General features: G+C 40.9%; 4 protein-coding genes and 1 pseudogene. 4 read left to right on the plus strand and 1 reads right to left on the minus strand.

What is annotated here, in order from left to right:
- Nucleotides 1–65: 65 nt before the first annotated feature.
- Nucleotides 66–1460, minus strand: coding sequence for an IS4 family transposase (locus ACQYAD_RS03255; protein WP_430235518.1), 1395 nt, complete (start codon nucleotides 1458–1460; stop codon nucleotides 66–68).
- 192 nt (nucleotides 1461–1652) lie between these two features.
- On the opposite strand from ACQYAD_RS03255, the gene tnpA (ACQYAD_RS03260) reads away from it, so the two are divergent.
- The 4 genes and pseudogenes from tnpA (ACQYAD_RS03260) to tnpA (ACQYAD_RS03275) form a co-directional block, all read left to right on the plus strand.
- Complete coding sequence (tnpA, locus tag ACQYAD_RS03260; protein ID WP_430235521.1) at nucleotides 1653–1970, plus strand: IS66 family insertion sequence element accessory protein TnpA; 318 nt, start codon at nucleotides 1653–1655, stop codon at nucleotides 1968–1970.
- Nucleotides 1964–2320, plus strand: coding sequence for an IS66 family insertion sequence element accessory protein TnpB (gene tnpB, locus ACQYAD_RS03265; RefSeq protein ID WP_430235523.1), 357 nt, complete (start codon nucleotides 1964–1966; stop codon nucleotides 2318–2320). The genes tnpA (ACQYAD_RS03260) and tnpB overlap by 7 nt, the downstream gene beginning before the upstream one ends.
- A gap of 47 nt (nucleotides 2321–2367) precedes the next feature.
- Nucleotides 2368–3982: pseudogene (gene tnpC / locus ACQYAD_RS03270) on the plus strand (IS66 family transposase).
- A gap of 440 nt (nucleotides 3983–4422) precedes the next feature.
- Nucleotides 4423–4835, plus strand: a 413-nt coding sequence (gene tnpA, locus ACQYAD_RS03275) for an IS200/IS605 family transposase (RefSeq protein WP_430235525.1), incomplete at its 3' end; no start/stop codon positions are given.

Raw genomic sequence — 4835 nt, forward strand, 5'->3', positions numbered from 1 at the left:
CAAGTTTCGGACACGATAAATAAACCTCAACACTTGGTATTAAAGGGATAATACCAATTATATTATCAAGCTACGCTTGTATTAAGCAACGGCTTTTGCAAATAGTCAGGTAACTTGTTGAAAAACCGATCAAAAAATTCGTTGATTTGTTCGTCAGTTAGAAGGTATTCTTCTGCCATCGTGGAACCTACTAGTTCTAATATGGTCATCAATGCCTGCGTAAAACGAATATCTTCCATCTCATCACAGCACATATAGAAAAGTTGTCCAATGGTTCGAGGATCCTCTTCTTCCCGTACACTGAGTGACAACATCATATAACGCAGGAAAACGATGGTTGTATGCGCAGTCATAGAATCATAGCTGCGGCATTGGAATTCCTTTGCCAAACGCAAATTGGATTTGACCACCTTGAAAAAGCACTCGATTTCCCAGCGCTTGCCATAGATTCTTACCGCATCTTCTTCCGTATGTTCAAGGTTGGTTGTTAAAAGGGCAAGCCACTTTTTGGAACGGTTGCGATCACGAACAAATACAATTCGTGCCTGAATCTCATTACCGTTTTCGTCTTCATGACCAAGACCGACAACAATGTTTGCGAGGATTTTGGCTCGCCCACGTTTCTTGTGAACCTTCTTGTAAAGCTGGTTCAATGTGTAAGACTCCCCTTCATAGGTGTAGTGAATTTTTGGTGAGCGTTTGACCATGCAAACTGCATGCAGTGAGTAGTTTTTTACGATTTTTGATAGGATTGCTGGATAGGCGAACCAACTGTCAAAAAGAACCGTTTTCGCACCAAGTTTACTTGGATTGATGGAATCAAGAAGATCGAACATCGTCTCAGTGCTCTTTTTCGTAGCCTCTAGACGTCTACGGTAGCCAACCGTGCGCTTATCGATATTTGAATCGATTTCCTGGTAACGGTTTTTATCATTTTTTGAACTCAACAATGAAAAAGCAAGCGGCATAAAAGAAGCACCATCTGCCCAGCCAAGCGTAAGCATACGGAATCCTTTGAAATACCTCCCAGTTGTGTGGTCCTTCACCTTGGCGAGCAATTCAACTGCTTTACTGCGATTGCGACTGAACAGAGAGTCATCAAATATGAGAACCCGATCGCGATTGTCAGAAGTTAACGGGAGTAGGAATTTCGCAACAAGGTACGAGCCAACGCTGGCTAGAAATTTACGCCAGTTGTATGTAGGATTTTTCAAGAGCTCATAGACAGTATCTTTTTCAAAATCCTTTGGAACACGGTCTGATTCAAGAGCTCTAGAAAAATTCATTCCATGAAGAACAAGTGCGAAAATAAATTGCACGATTTGACGCGGTGTAACCCCCTTTTCCTTGCGAATATTGGCTTGATGCAGGAAGGTTCCAATCTTTGCTTGTGTAAAAAACTGCAACATACGAGAATTAGGTTTTTCATTTCCATTAGAATTTGGTAAAATAGTAGCCATAGAAAACATCCTTTCTTTGCGTTGGTTGGTTACCTACATTTTACCAAAGAATAGGGTGTTTTTTATGTTTTTTGAATTTATAATTTCGTTTATTTGTTTATATATCAGTAAGCGTCAAATTCTTCCCACCTAGTTTTGGCCCTATATCCATGCAATAATCTCCTTAAGAAATCTTTATTAAGGAGTTTTTTTATGGACAAAAGCGAATTGCGACATGAATGGGAACAGCGAATTGCCTCCTACAGAGCTAGCGGCCTTACCCAAGCAAAATGGTGTGAAATCAATGATTTAAAGGTTCACCAGCTTAAGTACTGGCTCAAACGGATCGAAGGTTCAAACGCTAAACCAAATCCCTCCACAAAATGGACATCCGTTGTGATTGAAGATCCTTCGATAAGTCAAGAGGATTCCCTCCAAGTTAAAATCGGCGAATTTTCTATAGAGGTGAAGCAAGGGTTTAATCCCTCGCTTTTTGCCGATGTTGTTAGGACGCTGAAAACGTTATGTTGAATGGAGCAACTGTGACTCATGTCTACCTCGCTCGAGGTAGCACGGATTTACGAAAATCCATTGACGGTTTGGCAGCCCTTGTTCAAGAAGAATTTCATCTTGATCCCTTTTCTTCAAGTCTTTTTGTTTTCTGCAATCGTGGACGGGATAAATTGAAAATTCTTCATTGGGATCATAACGGTTTTTGGCTATATTATCGCCGACTTGAACGTGGAAAATTTTATTGGCCTTCTGATAGTAGTTCTGATCCTTTAAAAATTAGTCCGCGCCAATTGCGATGGCTACTCGATGGATTATCTTTGGAACAGAAACAAGCTCACCCTGCTGTAACAGCAAGGACAGTTATTTAAATAATAAAAATTCAGGGAATTCGGCTGTTTTGTTGTATAATGAGGTTATGAAAAAAACAGCGAATTTACCTATCTCAACCCCTACAATTGAAGATCTCCTCAAACGCTTGGAAATGCTGGAAAAGCAAAATGCAGAATTAGAGGCGAAGCTAAAAAAGCAAAATGAGTTGGAGACCAAATTAAAATGGTACGAAGAACAGTTTCGCCTTCTGCAACATAAGCGATTCGGCGTTTCAAGCGAAAAAACCCTTCCCGGTCAATTGGAACTATTCAACGAAGTAGAAAACGAATCAAGCTTTGATTTGCCGGAACCTACTTTGGAATCCATTACCTATCAGCGCCGGCGTAAAAAACGCGGTCACCGCGAAGCGATGCTTGAAAACCTGCCTGTGGAAACGATCGAATACCGTTTACCAGCTGAGGAGCAGGTCTGTTCGTGTTGCGGTGGAGCTCTGCATGAAATGAGTACGGAAGTACGCCAAGAACTTGTCTATATTCCTGCGGAATTAAAAGTAGTCAAACATGTTCAATACGTCTACTCTTGTCGCCATTGTGAGCATAATGAGATAGAAACACCTATCAAAACAGCGCCTAGGCCGAAACCAGTCATCTCAGGCAGCCTGGCATCCCCTTCTGTTTTGTCACACATTATGACTCAAAAATATGTAGAGGGCCTGCCTTTATACCGCCAAGAGAAACAATTTCATAGAATGGGCATCAATCTTTCTCGCCAAACATTTGCCAATTGGATGATTATTGGAGCGGAACGGTGGTTGAGTGTTCTGTATAATCGGATGCATGATCTTCTTCTGAAGCTTGATATTGTGCATGCCGATGAAACCACCCTTCAGGTTCTTCAGGAACCTGGAAGACCGGCCACTTCTAAATCCTATTTATGGCTGTATCGCACTGGAATAGAAGGGCCACCTATCATACTTTATGATTACCAGGAAACCAGAGCTGGAGAAAACCCAAAGAATTTCCTAGACGGTTTTAAAGGCTATTTGCAGGTGGATGGATATGCAGGATACCATAAAGTGCCAAATGTAACCTTAGTAGGTTGTTGGGCTCATGCACGCAGAGAATTTACTGATGCACTAAGATCCATGCCCGCCAATAGCGCGAAACCAGTGACGACAACAGAAGGCCTAAATTTCTGTAATCAGCTTTTTGCGGTTGAACGCAAATTAAAAAATTTAGATCCCAAGGATCGGTATGAAGAACGTCTAAAGCAAAGCAAACCAATACTAGACGCTTTTTTGTCGGCTTAAAAATCAAGAACAAAAAGTGCTGCCAAAGAGTGCACTAGGAAAAGCCATCGCATACTGTCTGAACCAATGGGACAAATTAGTGGCCTTTTTAGAGGATGGGCGATTGGAGATTGATAATAATCGCAGCGAACGCTCGATCAAACCGGTTGTCATTGGAAGGAAAAATTGGCTTTTCGCAAATACACCGCAAGGTGCACGAGCAAGTGCCATTATCTACAGCATTGTGGAGACAGCCAAAGCGAATAAATTAAATCCATATTACTACCTTCGCTATCTTTTTGAGCAGCTTCCCAATATGGATTTGTCAGACGAAAATGCATTGGAGCAAATGCTTCCTTGGTCAACAACACTTCCTGTTACATGCATTGCTTTTAATAAGTTAACTAAATAATACTTCAAGTCCCGGCCTTCAAAAAGGTGGGGACTATTTGACGTTTACATATATCAAGGGTTTGAGTATGTTTTTTTACTCCGAAACTTGAGTAATATGAGAATACTAACCCAAGCTTCAATAGCGGTAGTGTGATGGACGAATGGATGGTTTAAATGCCAATAGGTCTTTAAATCATGGAAACCATTGTTTTCAATATCCCCCCTTGCAGCGACAATTTTAGCAATTGTTTTGGTCGACACCATTGACTACTAGAAATGTAAAGGGAGAATTCCCTTGCCCACTGTTAAACAGTGATCACCACCTTGGGTTGGTCCCTAAGGAGGGTTTTCTTTTTTTTTTTTTAATTTACAAATGCGTGGTCCAACTCCACCGTCTTTAGACGGTATACGCTTTTAGCCTTCCCATTCCATGTCCATACTTGAAAATGAGGTGAGAGTATGGATGGATATAAAAAAAGTAGTCATGCTGTTTACGACATCAAGTATCATGTCATATGGGTAACAAAATATCGATATAAAGTCTTATATGGACCCATTGCAATAAGAACGAGGGAACTAATAAGGCAAGGGTGTGAAGCAAGAGGCATTACGATCTTGCAGGGAAGCGTAGGGAAAGACCATATTCATTTATTATTGTCATGTCCTCCAAGTCTTGCACCTAGTAAAATTCTGCAGTACTTAAAAGGACGATCATCAAGACTTTTGCAGGACGAATTTGCAGAATTGAAAAAAAGATATTGGGGGCAACATTTGTGGGCGAGAGGCTATTTCTGTGCCACAGTTGGAACAGTGACGGAAGAAATAATAAGAAACTATATAGCAAACCAATTCAATGAAGAAAAGAACGAAAC

Origin of the sequence: Neobacillus sp. SM06, assembly GCF_050496765.1 — a bacterium.
Lineage (GTDB): Bacteria > Bacillota > Bacilli > Bacillales > Cytobacillaceae > JAEVLT01.